Annotated in this window: 6 protein-coding genes; 3 read left to right on the top strand and 3 right to left on the bottom strand. The window is 69.8% G+C overall.

Annotated elements, in window-relative coordinates; translation table 11 throughout:
- Window positions 1–205 precede the first annotated feature (205 nt).
- The 3 genes from ACFU5O_RS07425 to ACFU5O_RS07415 all read right to left on the bottom strand — a co-directional run bounded on the left by ACFU5O_RS07425 (window position 206) and on the right by ACFU5O_RS07415 (window position 13,053).
- The gene (locus ACFU5O_RS07425; RefSeq protein WP_384237495.1) at window positions 206–811 is read right to left on the bottom strand and encodes an SMI1/KNR4 family protein; all 606 of its coding nucleotides are present in this window, start codon (window positions 809–811) and stop codon (window positions 206–208) included.
- Window positions 808–11,346, bottom strand: a complete 10,539-nt coding sequence (locus tag ACFU5O_RS07420) for a LamG-like jellyroll fold domain-containing protein (protein ID WP_384237493.1) — start codon at window positions 11,344–11,346, stop codon at window positions 808–810. Before ACFU5O_RS07420 ends, ACFU5O_RS07425 begins: the two co-directional genes overlap by 4 nt.
- Window positions 11,347–11,685: 339 nt before the next feature.
- Window positions 11,686–13,053, bottom strand: a complete 1,368-nt coding sequence (locus ACFU5O_RS07415; RefSeq protein WP_384237491.1) for a pyridoxal phosphate-dependent decarboxylase family protein — start codon at window positions 13,051–13,053, stop codon at window positions 11,686–11,688.
- Between the two features lie 444 nt (window positions 13,054–13,497).
- Here ACFU5O_RS07415 and ACFU5O_RS07410 point away from each other — a divergent pair, with 444 nt between their 5' ends.
- The 3 genes from ACFU5O_RS07410 to ACFU5O_RS07400 all read left to right on the top strand — a co-directional run bounded on the left by ACFU5O_RS07410 (window position 13,498) and on the right by ACFU5O_RS07400 (window position 17,515).
- Entirely contained in the window at window positions 13,498–14,292 is a 795-nt protein-coding gene (locus ACFU5O_RS07410) for an SDR family NAD(P)-dependent oxidoreductase (RefSeq protein ID WP_384237489.1), read from the top strand.
- A gap of 515 nt (window positions 14,293–14,807) precedes the next feature.
- Window positions 14,808–17,114: a nitrate- and nitrite sensing domain-containing protein gene (locus ACFU5O_RS07405; RefSeq protein ID WP_384237487.1), complete on the top strand. Its 2,307-nt coding sequence runs from the start codon at window positions 14,808–14,810 to the stop codon at window positions 17,112–17,114.
- A complete protein-coding gene (locus ACFU5O_RS07400; protein WP_384237484.1) occupies window positions 17,111–17,515 on the top strand; it encodes a roadblock/LC7 domain-containing protein in 405 nt (134 codons plus the stop codon). The genes ACFU5O_RS07405 and ACFU5O_RS07400 overlap by 4 nt, the downstream gene beginning before the upstream one ends.
- The last annotated feature ends 14 nt before the right edge of the window (window positions 17,516–17,529 follow it).

Genomic DNA, 17,529 nt, shown 5'->3' with positions numbered 1-17,529 from the left:
TCGGCCGGGCGGCTCGTACGCCCACTTCACGGCAGGCTTGCGGGTTGGCCAGCAGCGCCTCCATCGTGAGCATCGCCCGCACCAGCTCCCCTGCGGTGACAACCATCGGGGTGCGCTGGTGCGGGCGTTTCCGCAGATACGAAACAGCGCGTCCCGCGACGGTGGATCCGACGCGGGACGCGCTGTCATTCATGCGGGACCGGGGCTACAGACCGGCCCACGGATTGTCTTCGTCGAAGAGATCGGCCTCCTCGCGCCAATGGACGAATTCCTGGGGGATTTCGTTCCAGAGCGTCTCGTCACCGAAGGGATTCTCGTCCCACTCGCCGGCAAACGTCCGGCGAAGGAACTCCGCCATACCGCAGTCGTATTCCCTCCAGGGATCCCGCTTTCGGTTCTTGAAAACGGCCACCGTCCAGTCGTCCGGCTTCGCCGCCGAAGTGCGCCAACAGGCGATGTCTCCGACGACGGTGACGCCCCAGGCAATGACGGGCGGTCTGAGATCGCTCGGCTCGGAGGGGATGCCGGAGGCCGGCCAGTCCCCGAGGGCGTTGGCGGTCTCCTGCCCCATGCCGCTCGTGCCGTCCAGGACCGGCGTGTTGGGCTGGATCACCTCGAAGGAGTCACTGATGGCGCCCGATCCGTACTCCGCCATGAAGGCGACGTAGTCGGAAGGGAAGGCGGTGCCCCACGCGGCTTCGATCGCCGGCCAGTCCACCTGCTCGTTCTGTCCGCGGTCCGACGGCATGAGCCGGCGGAGTGATGCGATGGCGGGGTGTTCGCTGCCGGATGCACTGGGATCGGTACTCACGGGGTGGCTCCAGTGGGTATGGGATTGGTCGTTCCGGGCTCGTTCCAAGTCCCGAGGTTGCGCCATTGATTGAACCTAGGACTGTAGATGGAGTTCGGCACGATGCCGGCCTTCCCCTTGATCCGAAGTCCGGGCCGGCCGTCCTCGTACCATCCCGATGCCTCGATCGTGAAGGACGTGGGTACCGTTCGGTTCCCGGAGTAGTGGGGCTCGACGGTGTACCGCACGATCTGGCCGTCATCGACTGCCTCGCGCACTTGCTTCTCGATGCTGCGCATGTGGTCCGTCATGTGCCCTGGGCCCTTGACCTCTGCATTGGCCTGGCGGGAACAGGTCGCGAGGTTCGCGAGGTCGGTTCCGGAACCGCCGAGGTCGGCTCCGATCAGGTGGCAGGCGTTGATGCTGCTCCTGGGCTTGAGTCCCAGGTACAGGGCCGTCGAGCGGGCCCAGGAGTAGCCCGGCGGCTTGATCCCCTTCTCCGTCCCGGTTCCGCCCTCGACCTCCTCCGGGTCGAGGCAGGCCTCCGCCTTGGTCGCCCGGTTCCCGTTTGCGGCGTCGGGGTCACCGAGGCGGGTCCAGCCCCTGCCGTTCTCCCTGCAGTCACGCGGTTCGTCGTCGGTGTCGGTGCCTGCGCCCGGGCCCGGGTCGGCGCCCGGCGCTCCGTGCGTGTCCGGGACCTGGTCCGGGGTGAGGGTGTCCTCGCCGGCGAGCATGGCGAGGAGGTTGGCGCCGCTGACGACCATGTCGACGGCCTTGGTGGCGCCCCAGACGGCCTGGGTCGGGTTCCAGTCCGGCTTGGGGATGTGCTTCGGGGCCGGAATCGGGTTCGGGCCGCTGTAGGGGTTCTGCGGGACCTTCGGCTTGGGGGGTGCGGTCGGCCGCTTCGGGCGCGTCAGGGTGGAGGTGCCTCCACGACCTCCGCCTCCCTTGTTGTAGTTGTTGCCGCCCCGGCTTCGATTGCCTCCCGAGTAGTCGCCGCGTGACGGTGAAACGGAATCCATCCGCTGCGGGGCCGAGCCGCTGCCGCACATCCAGTGGTTGCACGCCTTGCCGAAGTTGCGTGTTGCAGCGCAGGCCGCTCTCTCGGCAGGGGTCGACTCGCAGCCGGAGCCGCTCTTGCCACCGCTGTCGCTGCCCTCGTTCCAGGCTTCCCATCCGACACACCACGGGCTGGCGCCCAGCCTGAGCCACCCGAGCTTCGTCCGCCAAGGCTTGAAGCAGTCGATGACGGAGTGACCCGAAGGGTCGGTCCCGTTCATCGGGCTCGCGTTGGCGTACGTGTAGCGGTTGGCCTGGACGGAGGGGTCCGGGTCGAGCTGCCAGGTGTCGCGGCTGGTGAAGCCGCCGGTGCCGGGCTGGTACCAGCGGGCGGCCATGTTGACCTCGCCGGTGGACGAGTCCGTCCAGCCCGACTGGTAGCCGACCGACGGGGTGGTGCCGTTGCTCGCGGTCACCTTGCCGGAGGCGTCGTAGGCGCGGGAGGAGGTGACCGTGGTGCCGTCCGGGGACAGGCTGGCGACCAGGTCCGTGTGGCCGTCGGTGACGGCCAGGCGGGCCGAGTCCGCGGTCCCGGTGGTGGCGCTGGCGAGCAGCGTGCCGCCGGGGGTGCGGCTGTAGGTGGAAGTGCCGTCCTTGACGAGGTTGTTGGAGCCGCCGTCGTAGCTGAAGGCGGTGCCGTTGTGGGTCATGACCCGGTCGAGCGAGTCGTACGTGAAGGTGCTCGTGCCGTTCGACACGGTGCGCTCGAAGGCGTCCGAGTTGATGGTGCGGGCGGGTCCGGCGGTGTCGGTGATGCCCTTGACCGTTCCGCGGGCGGAGTAGTCGAAGGTCTGCGTGCCCCAGGTCTGGACCCGGTTGCGGGAGTCGTACGTGCCGGCGATGTCCCCCTTCTTGGTCAGGTTGCCGGCCTTGTCCCACTCGTAGGCGGTGGTGGTGCCTCCGCCGGTCTCGGAGGTCATGCGGCCGGCGAGGTCGTAGGAGTACGTCTCGGCACCCGCTCCGGCCGTGCCCGTCGCGGTCTTCTTGACGAGGCGGTTGTCGAGGTCGTACTCGTAGGCCGTGCCCTGGACCTGGGCGCCTCCACCGGTCTTCTTGACGCTGTCGTCGGCCACCCGGCCGAGGGCGTCGTAGGTGTACGAGCGCTTCGCGCCGACCGTCCAGGTCCCGCCGGCGGCGGGGCGTGCGTACTCGTCGGCGGTCGGTCGTCCGGCCGCGTCGTAGTCGCTGCGCACCTGGGTGCCGGTGAGCGGGTCGGTCGTGGTGTCGAGGCGGCCGGCCTGGTCGTAGGTGAAGGCCGTGGAGCCCGCCGCGTCCGTGCGGGAGGTCATCATGCCGTCCGCGTCGTACGCGTAGGACGAGGTGCCGCCCGGGCCGTCGGTGGACAGCAGCTGGCCGCGGTCGTTGTAGGTGTACCTGTTGCCCGCGAGCACTCCGTCGCCGCCGACGCCGGTCAGACGGCCGGCGAGGTCGTAGGAGAGCGAGCGCGGACGGGTGGCCACGGCGGTGCCGGAGCCGGTCTCACCGGTGAGGCGGTCCAGGTCGTCGTAGGTCTTCTGACGCTTGACGTTGCCGGGGAGCAGCTCGGTGACGAGCCGGCCGGCCGCGTCGTAGACGTTGGTCCACGTGCGGTTGGTCAGGCCCGGGTGGAGGGTCGTGCTGGGTTCGATCGTGGACTCGGGCAGGCCCCACGTGTTGAACGTGTAGTACGTGACCTTGCCGCGTCCGTCGGTCAGGCGCGTGCGGTGGCCCGCCGCGTCGTAGCCGAAGGTCGTCGTGATCGAGTCGGTGCCCGTGACCGGTTCGACCTGCTTGGTGAGCCGGCCGAGTGCGTCGTACGTGTACGTGCGGCGCGCGCCGGTCGCCGAGACGGATGCAGTGACGTTTCCGTCGGCGTCGTACTCGGTGTTGGTCGTGCGCAGGGCCGTCGTACCCGTGCCGTAGTCCGCCACGGACAGCGGCTTGCCCATGAGGTCGTACGCGGTGACCGTCTTGCGGCCGGTCGCGTCCGTGCTCTCGATCGTGCGGCCGAGGCCGTCGTGGACGGCACTGCTGACGCCGCCGGCCGGGTCGGTGACCGTCAGGGTCTGGCCGGCCTTGTCGTAGGTCGCGCTGGTGACCCGCCCGCCGGGCGTGGTCGAGGAGACCTGGTTGCCCGCGTCGTCCCAGGTGAAGCGGGAGACGAGGTTCTGGAGGGCGGGCTTGCGCTCGACCGTGGTGGCGGTGAGCTTGCGGCCCAGTTCGTCGTAGGTGGACTCGGTGCGCGCTCCTGTCGGGTCGGTCGCGGAGAGCGGCTGACCGGTCGGGGTCCAGGTGTAGGTGGAGACTCCGCGGCCGGACAGGTCGGTCGAGGTCTTGTTGAAGGTGGTGGATCCGGGCGCCTGCAGCGTCGCTCCGGTGCTGACGAGCGGGTCCGTCTTGCGGACGAGGTTGCCCAACTGGTCGTACGCGTAGTACGTGGCGAGGCCCAGCGGGTCGGTCGTGGAGGCCGTGTTGCCGAGGGCGTCGTACGTCGTGCGCGAGACGGCCGTGATGGCCGCGGTCGCGCCCGGCGGCGTGTAGCCGGGCAGCGTGACCGCGACGGGGCGGCCCAGCTTGTCGGTCTCCGTACGGGTCACCAGGCCGCGCGCGTCACGCGACTCGGTGGCCTCGCCGAAGGTGTTGTAGCCGACGAGGGTCTTGGGGGTGACGGCCGCGGCCGCACCGCCGTTCTCCTCTGCCTGCACCTGCGGCGCGGTCGTCTCGACCAGGCGGCCCAGCTCGTCGAACCGGCCCGCGCTGGTGATGCCGCGCGGGCTGGTCCGGGTCAGCGGGAGGCCCCGCTGGTCGAAGGTGGCGGAGGAGACCCGGGTCGTGGTGCCGTCGGTGACGGTCGTCTTCTTCGGGTTGCCCACCGCGTCGTACTCGGTGGTCGAGGTCACCTTCTTGCCGGTGCCGTCGATGGACTGGGTCTGCTCGGTGAGCCGGTCCTCGGCGTCGTACGCGAAGGTGGAGACCCGGTTCAGCCCGTTGGGGTCGAACACCGAGCGGGTGGTGCGGCCCAGGGCGTCGATCGTGTTCACGGTGGTGGCCCCGCCGTTCGCGGTGGCCGAGACCGCGTTGCCCGCGCCGTCGTAGACCGTCGACCCGAGGAGGATGTCCTTCTTGGAGCCGTCGGCCTGGGTGACCTGCTTCGCCGTCGTCGTGGCCTTGAGGCCGTCGTCGTAGTAGGTGAAGGCGGTCGTGGCACCCATCGCGTCGGTGACCGTGGCAAGCCGGCCCGCGGGGTCGTACGCCTTGGAGCCGAGGACCAGGTCGCGGGTCTGGCCGGACGGATCGCCGGTCCAGTTCTTCAGGACCGACTCGGCCACCTGGCCGCGCTTGGTGTACGTGGTCGTGACGACGTTGCCCGCGGGGTCCGTCGTACTGATCACGCGGCCCAGGGCGTCGTGGTTGTACGTCGACTCGTTGCCGGCCGCGTCCGTCACGCTGTCGTTGAGACCGCGCGTGTTGTAGCGGTAGGTGGTGGTGCGGGTGGCGTCGCCGCCGGTGGTGTCCTCCGTGGATTCGGTGAGCAGATGGCCGTCCGCGTCGTACGTGCGGCTGATCCGGGCGGTGTGGGTGACACCGGTGATTTCGTTCTTGACGCCCGGCCCGGTCTCCGCGGTAACGCGGGACATGGCGTTGTAGGCGTAGGTGGTGGTGACACCGGCAGGGGTGGCGTCGGAGACCTGGGTCTCGGTGGCCTTCCGGCCGATGCCGTCGTAGGTGTACGTCGTCACCACGCCCGAGGGCGCCGTCGTCCTGGCCAGGTCACCGCTCGCGAAGTACGCGTACGAGACCGTGACGCCGCCGGTGCTCTTCTTGGCGGCGACCAGCCCGGCCGGGGTCGGTCCGCCGCCCACCGCGGGCTCGGTGCCCGTGGTGTAGGTGGTCGTCGCCGTACGGCCGTCGACCGAGGTGACCGTGTCGACCATGCCGAGCGCTGTGTACGAGGTCGTCGTCCGGTAGCGGTTGTCCGCAGGTCCCGAGGAACGGCCGTCGCGGAGCGCGATCTGCTTGCCGTTGCGCAGGTCCAGCTTGTCCGCGGGGTTGTCGTAGTACTCCGCGAAGGAGGTCCAGCAGGAGTTGGCGTCCCGGCAGGTCGTGGTCGAGACGGTGTTGCCGCGCTCGTCGTGACCGGTGATGGTCGCGTGGCCGTTGGGGTCGGTGACCGTGTGCAGGAAGCCGCCGGTGTCGTACGCGTACGTGGTGACACCGCCGTCCGCGTTCGTCGAGGCCGTACGGCGCTGGCCGCGGACCGCGTCGAAAGTACTGCTGGTCTTCGCGCCCGTCGGGTCGGTGACCGTCACCGTCGCGGTGAGGGAAGAGCCCGACGCGTAGGTACGGGCCCCGTAGTGCCGGGCGACCTGGTCGGCGGTGAGGGTGCGCGGGTAGACCGCGACCTCGTCGATCTGGCCGGTGAAGTACTGCACGCCGTCGCCCGGGGACGCGGGCCACCACTTGGTGTAGCCGGCACCGATGTACGCGAGCTGGTTGGTCTCGTGGGTGACCGGCACGGTGGTGGTCTGCGCGACCTGCGCGCCGTCGAGGTACAGCGTGTGGGTGGACCCCTGCGCTGTCACCACGGCGTGGTGCCACTCGTTGTCCGTGACCGTGTTCGGCGAGGTGTTGGTCGCGCCGACGCCGCGGGTGAAGTACTGGCCGTGGAGCTTGTTGTCCGAGCCGACGTACAGGACCGGGGCGTACGCGACGGCGTCCGGGAGGGGTTTCTCCTGGTCGCTGAAGAGCACGCCCGGCTTGGTGGTCCTGAACCACAGCTCGGCCGACAGGTCGGTGTTCGGCAGGTGCCCGCCGGTGAGCTCGGCCCACCCGTCACCCGAGAACTCGGCGGCGGAACCGTCGCCCGTCCCGAACGCGCCGGGCTTGCCCAGCGTCGCCTTGGTGTAGGTGCCGTTGGCACCGGCGGCGGCGACCTTGTTCAGGACGGTCGTGCCGCCGGTCTCGTTCAGCTGCCAGTAACCGGCCGGGGCGTCCGCCATCACGACGCCCTGGTACTGGTTCCCGTTGCCGGAGACCAGGCGGTTGCGGGCCTTGAAGTGGTCCGCGACGGTCCGGGCGTCCAGCTCCTTCGTGTAGAAGGCGGCCTCGTCGAGCTGACCGTTGAAGTGGCGGGTCGCACGGGCCTGCCCGTCCCACTCCTCGCTGGAGTAGCCGGCGCCGAGGTAGGCGTGGACCAGGGTCTCCGGCTTGACCACACCGGACTTGGAACCGATCTTCGCGCCGTCGAGGTAGAGCGACTGACCGGCGGAACCGCCGGTGATCACGACGTGGTGCCACTTGTTGTCGGTGACCTTGGCGCCCCCCATGACCGGCCAGCCCGCGGACGGACCGTCCCACAGGTGACCGCGCAGCTTGCCCTCACCGTCGACGAGGAGACTCGCGTTCCACATCGTGGGGGTGGTGCCGAGCTCGGTGTTCTGCAGACCCAGCAGGACACCGCTGGGCTTGTCCGTCCTGAACCACAGCTCCACGGAGAGGGAGGTGGCGTCGCTGATCGTTTCGGACGGTACTTCGACGACGCCCTTGGAGCCGTCGAGGGTGATCGCGCCGTCGTCGCCGTCGAGGAACGCCCCGACGCCGCCGAGTGCGACACCGTCGCGGTACGAGCCGTTGCCTCCGCCGGATATCTCGTCCGCCGCCGACGCGCCGCCGCTGTCACCGAAACGCCAGTAGTTGACCGGACCCGACGCGCGCACCGCATCGCCGTAGGCCTGCGAGCCGGCCGCGTAGCGCGGCTCGGAGATCTGCCAGAGGCCGCCGTTCTCGTCGGTGACCTTCGTCGCGCGGCCGGTGTCACCGTCGTACTCGACCAGTGCGCTCACCCGGCCGGACGGCAGGGTGGACTTGGTCAGCTTCGACGCTCCCGTACGGGCCTCGAAGCGGGCCTTGATCGCGCCGGCGTCGAGCGCGCGGTGGTAGACCGCGACCTCGTCCATGGAACCGGTGAAGCGGCGTACCCCTGCGGGTCCGCCGTCCCAGCCGGGGTTGGAGTAGCCGGCGCCCAGGTAGGTGAACGTCTTGCCGAAGTGGTCGACCACGCCGGGAATGGAGCCCAGGCGAGTGCCGTCGAGGTAGAGGATCTGCTCGGTGCCCGTGGTGGTCAGGACGGCGTGGTGCCACGCGTTGTCGGTGACCGTGCCGGGCGAGGTGACGGGGGTGGTCCCCATGCCCTTGAGCTCGAAACCGCCGTGCAGCTTGCCCGCCTGGTTGATGCCCAGGACCGGGTTCCACCGGTTCGGTTGGCCCTCCGACAGCTGCTTGTCCTGGAAGCCGACGAGCGTCCCCGGCTTGTCCGTCTTGAACCACAGTTCGACCGACAGCACGGTCGAGGCTGACAGGGCGGTTCCCGGCAGCTCCACGGAGGAGTTGGTGCCGTTGAACGAAGCGGCCTTGTTGCCGGTCGCGCCCAGCGCACCCGCGGACCCGAGGGTCACATCGCGGTAGTGGCCGGCGTTCATGCCCGTACGGGAGACCGCCTCACTGGCCGCGGACTCGCCCTCGGCCTCGTTCAGCCGCCAGTACCCGACCGGGCCCGCGTCCTGCACCATGCCCCGGTAGTACGAACCCGCGGTGTACTCGTACGTGGAGCACGCCGTGGCCGACGACGGCGGGCACACCTTCACCAGGCGGTCGCCGTCGTACGTGTACGACCAGGTGAGAGCCGGGGCGATCGGACCGACGGCGTCCGTGGACACCGAGGCGACGTGCGCGCCCGACCACGTGAAGGACAGCGCGCGCTTCGACAGCGCGTCCGTGGCCTTCGTCAGCTTGCCGGCCGTGTACGTGAGGATCTGCTCACGACCGTGACCGTCCTTGACCTTGGTCAGGCGGCCCGACGCGTCGAAGGTGTGGACCGCGGCCGCCGCATCGCGCAGCGTCCAGCCGCCTCCGGCGACCTCGGTGAGCACGCCCACCGAACCGGACGGCGCACTGTACGTACCGTCGGCGTTGCGGCCGAAGCGGACCTGGCTGCCGCTGTCGAGGGTGATGACGACACTGCCGTCGGGCTCGGCGACGGCCCGCATGTCCCAGCGGGTCGCCCAGCCGGCACCGAAGGCGTTCGCCTGCCGCGGGTCCTGCGAGTTGTACGTACGCGTGACCGCGAGCTCCGGGCCCACGCTCGGTACGGCGGCGTCGGTGGCGGCGGTGGCGTAGTTTCCGGCCCGCTCACCGAAGCTCCGACCGCTGTCCGCGCCGCCCAGGTGGGAGGTGATGACGGGCTGCGGGACCTGCGTGGTCAGGATCGACGGCGCGGTGCGCGAAGACTGGTCCTTGCCGTCGTTCGCGTAGGCGTACCAGGCATACGTCTTCGCCCAGTTGAGCCAGCCGGACGGAACCGTCCAGCTCTCGGAAGCCGCATGCGTGTTGCCCCGGCAGTTCTTCCGGACGTCCTTGCCCTCGACCTCGCACATCTCGAACTGGTACGTCAGCGCACCCGGGGACTTGTCCCGGTCGGTGGCCGTCGCCCACAGCGTCGGGGTCAGGGTGTCGACGACCGTACCGCTCGGCGGAGCCGCACCCGTCAGGTACGGCGGCGCGTTGACCGCGTCGAAGCGCACGGTGGGACCAGGGACGCCGTCGTCGACGAAGCTCCGCACCTGGAACTCGTCCATGGTCCACTGGAGCGTGTACGTTCCGGGCTCCAGCGGGGCGATCTTGGCGTCGAGGGTGACCGTGCCGCCCGGCGCGATGTCGTACGGCATCGGCGTCCACCGGATCTTGCTCCAGTAGTCACCGCCGACCTTGTTGCCGTTGGCGTCGAACAGGTCGTAGCGCAGCTTGTAGTTGCTGGTCGCGCCCCAGGTCTGCTGACCCTGGTTGGTGACGGTGACCTTGAAGGTGCCCTCGGTGGTGGCCGTCGGAGGCTGGACGAAGCCGCCCAGCTCGTACGTGGCCCCGTACTTCGACCAGGTGACGTCGAGGCTGGGCTTGCCGCCGGGGTAGTTGTCGGAGCCGAACTTCTTCCAGGTCCTGGAGTCGTCCGTGGCCGCCTTCACGGCCAGGCCGTAGTTTGCCTTGCGGCCGTGCGTCCAGTCGTCGACCAGCTTGCGGCCCGAATCGCCGAGCGGGATCGACTCCCACGTCCCGGCCCCGCAGGGCCAGCTGGTCGAGCCTTCCGGGCGCCAGGCGTGCGCGAAGGACTTGGAGCCCAGGGCGCCGCCGGTGGCGGGACCGGGGTAGCTGGACGTGCTGCCCTCGGACCAGTTCGAGGTGATCTCGTGGACCGTCACCGGCCGTGCGGTGCACGAGTACGAGAAGGTGTTGAAGAGGCTCAGGTTCGCGTTGATGACGAATGCGTTCTTGAGCGTGGTGTCCAGGCCGTTGAACTTCAGGAACGAGGCCGCCTTGTGGCCGCCGTTGTCGTACGTGCCGACCTTGAGTTCGTTGGAGCCGGAGAAGTTCTGGTTGTACGGCGACTCGACATACGTGCCGGAGGCCGCCTCCAGACCGTTCGCAGAGGGGTCGACCTTCACGGGGAAGACCCGCTCGGGATCCGACAGCCACTTGCGGTCCAGCTTCACGACCAGGACCTGGCGGGAGCCCTCCCGCACGATGTCGTACGTGACACCGGAGGAGATGACGCCCTCGTCGGAGTTCGGCGCCTTCTTCGAGTCCTCCATCCAGCCCGCCGGCATCCAGCCCTGCTGACGACCCGTCCGGTCGACGAAGGAGACACCGCCGTGCCCGTCGAGCTTCGCCGTCAGCCCCTTCAGGGTCAGCGGGAAGCGCCACTCGGTCGGCGCGCCCTTGTCCTTGAGGATCAGCGTCTCCTTCACGGAGTCACTGCCGGCGATCAGTTCCACGTCCGTCGAAGGGCGGACCTCCGGATACGTGATCACACTGCCGTTCACGCGCCCCTGCGAGTGGGACGCGCCCTTGATCGAGTAGCCGATCGCGGCGGTGTCGCCGACACCGAGACGCACCAGGGTCTGCGCATCCGCGAATTCGGAGAAGTAGACCTTGTCCTCGGTCGACCGGGCCTGCCAGCCGGATCCCGGGACGGGCTCGGTCCCCGATCCCGCGGAGGCCTTCCCCAGCCGGGTGTCGATCACCTTCCACTTGCCGTCGTCGCCGCGGAAGTTGACCTGCTCGTTGTAGAAGCGGGTCGTGAAGGTACCGTCCGGGTTGGCGAACGTACGCGCCTTCTCGGCACGCTTGCCGGTGACTTCGGAACTGGCCTTGGCGTCGAAGCCCTTGGGCGCGGCCCGGCGCGGCGCGGGCACCTTGCGGTAGGAAGGCACGGCCGTCTTGGGCACGTTGCCCAGCTTCAGACGGGTGGTGCCTGAGTCGGGCGCGAGTTCGCCGGGCGCCCTCAGGGCGCCGCTGCGGCCGCCGGCCGCAGCCGCGTCCGTGGCGTCACCGGACGCCTTGTGGCCACGCCCGCGGGCCGATCCCCAATTCTGTTCGGGTAGTTCGCCGGCCTCCGGGCCGGATCTCGCCTCGCCCCAGCGGTTGACCGCCAGGGCTGTCTGTTCCGTGCCTGCAAGCACGGCCATGATGAACGCCATGAGTATGACGAGTGGACGCGTGATACGCACCTGAAGCCCCCACGAAAATGATCAGTGGGGGTAGTCCTATCCGGATTCACAGGGAACGCACAAACTCCGCACAGGATCTGACGAACCGGATCTCGGGCAGGGAGGTGGTCATATCACTCATGTCATGATGGACTTATCAAACTCACCACCGGCGAGCAGCAACGCCGTGACCGAAGTCACGCCACCTCATTCCGGACTCGAGGCACTCCAGGAACTTGGCTCCCCGCCCGCGTTCTTGCGGGTCAAGAGCGGTTTCCCTACCGACTGTCTGTGATCACGACGACTACCGCGCCCGGGTCAAGCAGCTGCCGCCGCGCGGCGGATGGCGTCCAGCGCCCGGCTCACGTCGTCGTCGGTGGTGGACCAGTTGCTGACCGAGATCCGCATGACGCGGCGGCCGTGCCAGGTCGAGCCGCTGATCCAGGCCGTGCCGTCGTCGAGCAGCCGGGCGAGCACCCGCTCCGTCCGCGTGTTGTCGCCGAACGCGGCGCAGACCTGGGTGAAGACGACGTCGTTCAGCACTTTCGCACCGTCCACGCCCTCGATTCCGGAGGCGAACGCCGAGGCATGCCGGCACAGGCGCTCGACGAGCGCGGCGACGCCGGACCGGCCGAGGGATCTGAGCGCGGCCCAGACGGTGAAGGCCCGGCCGCGCCGGGACAACTCGGGGACCGTCTCGAAGGGGTCGCCCCGTTCGTCATGGATGAGGTAGTCGCCGCGGTGCCCCATCGAGGCCCGGACCGTCGACGGGTCCCGCACGACGGCGAGGCCGCAGTCATAGGGGACGTTGAGGGTCTTGTGGGCGTCGGTGGCCCAGGAGTCCGCCTGCCCGCAGCCCGTCGTCAGATGTGCGTACGCGGGGGACGCGGCGGCCCACAGTCCGAACGCGCCGTCGACGTGCACCCACGCGCCGGCGCTGTGGGCGGCCTCCACGGTGTCGCCGAAGGAGTCGAAGGCACCGGAGTGGATCTCTCCCGCCTGCAGGGCCACGATCGTCGGCCGTGCGTTCCCTGTGGTCAGGGCGTGCTGCAGCGCGCGCGGGTCGATACGCCATTGATCGTCCGCGGCCACCGGTTCGGGCTCGCCGAGTCCGAGATAGCGCAGCGCCAGGTCGATCGCCATGTGGCGGCCCTCGCCGGCGAGGACCCGTACTGGGGGGCCGCCCGTGAGCCCGTCGCGGGCGGCGTTCCAGCCCGCCCGCCGCAGGACCGTGTCACGCGCGGCGGCGAGGCAGGTGAAGTTCGCCGTCGTGGCGCCGGTGGTGAAACCGACGGCGCTTCGCGGGGGCAGACCCAGCAGTTCCAGCAGCCACGCCCCGGCGATGTCCTCCACCGCGCTGTGCGCGGGCGTGACCAGGCGCATCGCGCAGTTCTGGTCCCAGGCGCCGACCAGCCAGTCGGCGGCCAGTGCGGCCGGCAAGCCGCCGCCGACCACGAAACCGTAGAAGCGTCCGCCGGGGAACGCGGTGAGACCCGGCTCGCAGGCCGTGGCCAGCAGTTCCACGACGTCCGCCGGCGAGCTGGGGTCGTCCGGCAGGTCGGGGCCGAGCGCGCGCACGACCTCGTCGACCGAGGCACGCGCCGGAACCGGGCGATCGGACAGGCTCGCCAGCCAGCGGACGGCATGGTCGTGTGCCCGCTGCAGCGCTGCCTCGCGCGCGTCCATGTTTCGGACTATGGACCTGCGGGCGGGGCCTCGCAACAGAACCCCTGCAGCCGCTCCGCGTCAGGTCGCCGGAGCCGGTGACAGGTGTTCGTGCAGGCGAGCCGGCGGCCGGAGTCCCCACGGCGGGAGACGATCGTGTCGCGCTCCCGCAGGGTCTGCTGCCGTCGGTGCGCACCTGAGGGGGCGCGACCACGTACGGACGAGGCCAACCGCCCTCCACGTCCACCCTGACACGCACTCCTACCGCCCGCGCCGCATCGGCGAGCCCACGTGCCGAGACCTGACCACCTCCGGCGCGTTCGCCGGGGTCCGGCCGGCGATCCGGGCCGCGGGGGGAACCCGGGCTGCGCCTGCGGGCCGCCGGTACCCGGCGGCCCGCAGGCGCACACGGCTCCTTTCCCTTACCGTCGGTGAGGGAAAGATCAATCCACCGAAGGACCTGCCATGGATCTCCAGCTCAAGGGCAAGGTCGCCGTCGTCACCGGAGGCAGCAAGGGCATCGGTCTGGCCGTCGCCGAGGCGTTCGGCCGCGAAGGTGCGCACGTCGTCGCCGGGAGCCGGAGCACCACTCCCGAGCTCGACGCCCTCCACGAGAAGTACGGCGTCGGCATCGTCACGGTCGATCTGTCCACCGCGGACGGACCGGACACACTCGTCCGGCATGCCATGGACCAGTACGGCAGGGTCGACATCCTGGTCAACAACCTGGGCAGCGCGACCGGCCGTGCGAGCTTCCTGGACGTCGACGACGCCGAGTGGCAGCGGATCTTCAACATGACCCTGTTCAGCGCGGTCCGGGCCAGCCGCGCGGCGCTCCCCCATCTGCTCGACGCCGAGGGCGGCTCCATCATCAACATCAGCTCCGTCAACGCGCGACTGCCGTTCCCCATGGTCATGGACTACTCGGCGGCCAAGGCGGGACTGACAAGCCTGACCAAGTCCCTGTCGGAGGAGTTCGCACCACGCGGCGTACGGGTCAACGCGATCGCCCCGGGCCCGGTCCGTACTCCCTTCTGGACCGCCCCAGGCGCCTTCGCCGACGCCACGGCCGCTGCGGCCGGCACCACCGCGCAGGAAGCCATCGACGTGGTCGTGCCCCAGAGCATGGGGATCTCCACGGGCCGGGTCACCGAGGCCCGCGAGGTCGCCGATCTGGCCCTCTTCCTCGCCTCCCCGCGTGCCGGCAACATCACCGGCGCCGAATTCACCATCGACGGCGGCCAGATCAAGACCACGTGACCCGGTCTCCCGTCGGGGCGCGGACGGCCGCGCGTACCGGCTGGTTCCGGGATGAGTCCCACTCCTTCCCGTATGCCCGGCATCGGGAGTGCCGGACGGACGCCCACCGGGGAGTGAACGGCGCCCTGCGCGGAGCGGAGCCGGCGCAGCCCGCGGCAAGTGGCAGTCGCACCGGATGACCGTGAGGTGCGGCAGATCTGTGCCGTGATGCTTTGTCACCTTTGCGCCCGGAGACCGCACCCGCCGAACGCCGATGTGGTCTCGGTCCCGTAACGCCCTGTCATGCCTTTACCACGCAGTGATCACTGACACAACCTCTCGCTTTCTCGGCGTGTCTGGTTATGATCGGCCTCCCCCACGTCCCCGAAGCCGGACCGGCCGTCCTTGTGTCCCCACCCCAAGCCCGCGGCCGGGCCCGGCCGCCGGCCTGTCCCCGCCAACCCGCCCGAGGACTGATGTCTCCCACAGAACCCGCAGGCACACGAGCACCGTCGCCGGCCCGTCGTCGGCGTCCCGTGCGCCTGCGTACCCTGCTCGTCTGGCTGGCGGTCGTACCCATGCTGGCGATGGGTGCCCAAGTCGTCGTGACCGCCGACCGGTTGCTGGAGCAGTCGAGTCACCTGCGCGCAGATGTGGCTTCCGGTGAGCGGCTCGGCGTACCCCTGTACAGACTGATGGTCGAGATGCAGGCCGAGCGGACGGCGACTGCCGCGCGTTGGGCGGACCCTTCCGTACCCGAGAACGAGATCCTCGAACGCCGCGCAGCCACGGACCGGGTCGCGGCCGAGTTCCGGCGGTCGTCGGCCACCGTGCGTCCGGTGTCGGAGCTGGCGTACCTCCGCCTCCAGGAGGTCGTGGCAGGCCTCGACGACCTGGACGCCTACCGCGAGCGCGCGGACGTCCGCGCCGGCAACCCCAACAGCACGGTCGCCTTCTACACCAGCATGATCAGCCAGATGATCCGCTTCTACCAGGACGAGCTCAGCCACACCGAAGACGTCGGGCTCACCCAGGAGAGCCGCGTGGTCGTCGCCATGTTCTCGGCGTCCGAGATGGTGGCGCAGGAGGACACGATCCTCGCGCAGGCCGGGCCGTCCAGGGAGCTGACCGCCTCGAGGTTCGCCGACTTCGTCAACGCCGTCGGGGCCCAGCGGCACCTGTACGACATCTGGATCGTGCCGTATCTGCCGGACGCGGAGCACGACCTCTACGCGCAGATACGCGGCTCGGACGCGTGGCAGGCCAAGTCCCGTATCGAGAACGCGGTGCTCTCCGACCACTCCGACGTCAAGTCAGGCGTGAAGCTGCCCCAGGAGATCGGAGGCTGGAAGCCGGCTCACGAGGCATGGGGTCCGCTGTTGGGCAAGATGAACGCCGAGCGGTCCCGGGGGCTGCTCGCCGGTGCCGCGGAAAAGGCGGCCGAGCTCGAGACAGAGGTCACCTGGCTGATCGTGGGAAGCTTCGGCGCGCTGCTGTTCGTCGCCGGCGTCGTCGTGTTCACGACACGCACGGTGATGCGGCGCCTGCGCCGTCTGCACGAACGCACCGTGACCCTCGCAGAGGACACGCTGCCTGACGTCGTCGACCGGCTGCAGCGTGGGCAGTCCGTCGACGACGGCGCGCTGCCGACGGTCCGCGGAGAGCAGGACGAGGTCGGACGCATCAGTGACGCGTTCGCCCGGGTCGTCGCCGTGTCCGTCGAGGGGCACAGGCAGCTCGCGGACGAGCGTCACGGCTTCGGGATGTTCGCCGCGGGCATCGCCTCACGCACAGGAAACCTGGTCAGCCGCCAGTTGAGCCTCACCGAGGACCTCCAGGACACCTTCGGCCACGACGAAGCGCTCCTCGCCCAGCTGATGAGGTCCGACCAGCTGACGGTCGGCATGCGGCGGCAGATCGAGAACCTGCTCATCCTGGCAGGTGGTGAGATCCCTGACCCGCACACCGAGCCCATGCGCGTCGCCGACCTGCTGCGCGAGGCCGCCGCGGAGGTCGAGGACTTCCGGCGGATCGAGCGGCAGGCCCTGGACGAGATCAGCGTGGAACCGGGCGTGGTCAGCCAGATCAGCCACCTCCTGGCAGAACTGCTGGACAACGCCACCCGGTTCTCCCCGCCGAGGTCGAAGGTCGTCATCCGGGCCGAGCTGGTGGCCGACGGGCTGTCCGTCGAGATCGAGGACCGGGGTCCACGGGTGACCGCCGCGAGCTACGAGGAGATGAACGGGCGACTGAACTCGGCCCCGCCTTATGCCGTCCTGGCGGAGAACGCTCACCGGCTCGGTCTCTTCGTGGTCGGCCATCTCGCCGAACAACTTCGGGCCAAGGTGACGTTGCGCCGCTCGGTGTTCGGCGGGACGTCGGCCGTGGTCATCGTCCCCAAGGCGGTGCTGGTACCGACCGAGCGGGAGCCCGCCGGTGCGTCGGCGCCGTCCGTCCCGGAGAAGCCCGCCCCGCAGTCCCTCGAATCCCCCGAATCCCTCGAATCCCCGGAAACCCCCGCAGCCGCGCCGCGCCGACCCGGCACTCGTAAGCCCGAGCTCGTCCTGCATGTACGGTCCGGGCTGCCGACGCGTCAGAAGCAAGGACGAGCGGAGGAGAGTGCGCAGCCGGTTCACACCCTGACGCGGGACGGGGACTCGCGTCCGGCCCTGCCCGAGCGCGTCCCGCAGACCCATATGAGCCGACAGCTCCGCGAGCCACGAGCACCGGAGACAGAGGTCGCCCGCGACGCGTCGACACCCGAAGAGGTGGCCGACGCCTGGGCGGACTACGAACACGGAACACAGACAGTGGAAGACGAGCTCCGACAGGATCAGCCATGACGACGTCATCGAACGACATGATCTACAGCATCCTGGACAACAACCTGAGCAGGATCGCCGGCATCGAGGGTGCCGTTCTCCTGTCCAACGACGGGATCAAGCTCAGCGCCTATCTGCTGGAACGGCCCCAGGCGGAGCGCATGGCCGCTGCGTCCTCCGGGATCGCGGCCACGATGAAGGCGATATCCCGGGAGGTCGGTGGCGGCCGGGTGATCCGCCAGCTGGTCGAGATGGACGACAGGTATCTGTGCATCGTGGGGTGCGGCGAGGGCAGCACGCTCATCGTCGTGACCTCCCGCAAGGCCCGGCTCGGAGAGCTGGGCGGAGAGGCGGTGCGGACGGCGCAGGCGCTCGGTGAGTGGCTGGGCACGCCTGAGCGCACCCAGGTGCCCACGTCGTAATGCCGGACGACCCA

Origin of the sequence: Streptomyces sp. NPDC057445 (assembly GCF_042802855.1) — a bacterium.
Lineage (GTDB): Bacteria > Actinomycetota > Actinomycetes > Streptomycetales > Streptomycetaceae > Streptomyces.
The sequence above is the reverse complement of the archived record's forward strand: the minus strand, read 5'-3'. Positions and strand labels throughout refer to the sequence as shown.

Bases quoted from the DNA above. Each gene is read 5' to 3' on its own strand.
- ACFU5O_RS07420 (WP_384237493.1), bottom strand. From the start codon at position 11,346: ATGGCCGTGCTTGCAGGCACGGAACAGACAGCCCTGGCGGTCAACCGC.
- ACFU5O_RS07415 (WP_384237491.1), bottom strand. From the start codon at position 13,053: ATGGACGCGCGCGAGGCAGCGCTGCAGCGGGCACACGACCATGCCGTC.
- ACFU5O_RS07410 (WP_384237489.1), top strand. From the start codon at position 13,498: ATGGATCTCCAGCTCAAGGGCAAGGTCGCCGTCGTCACCGGAGGCAGC.
- ACFU5O_RS07400 (WP_384237484.1), top strand. From the start codon at position 17,111: ATGACGACGTCATCGAACGACATGATCTACAGCATCCTGGACAACAAC.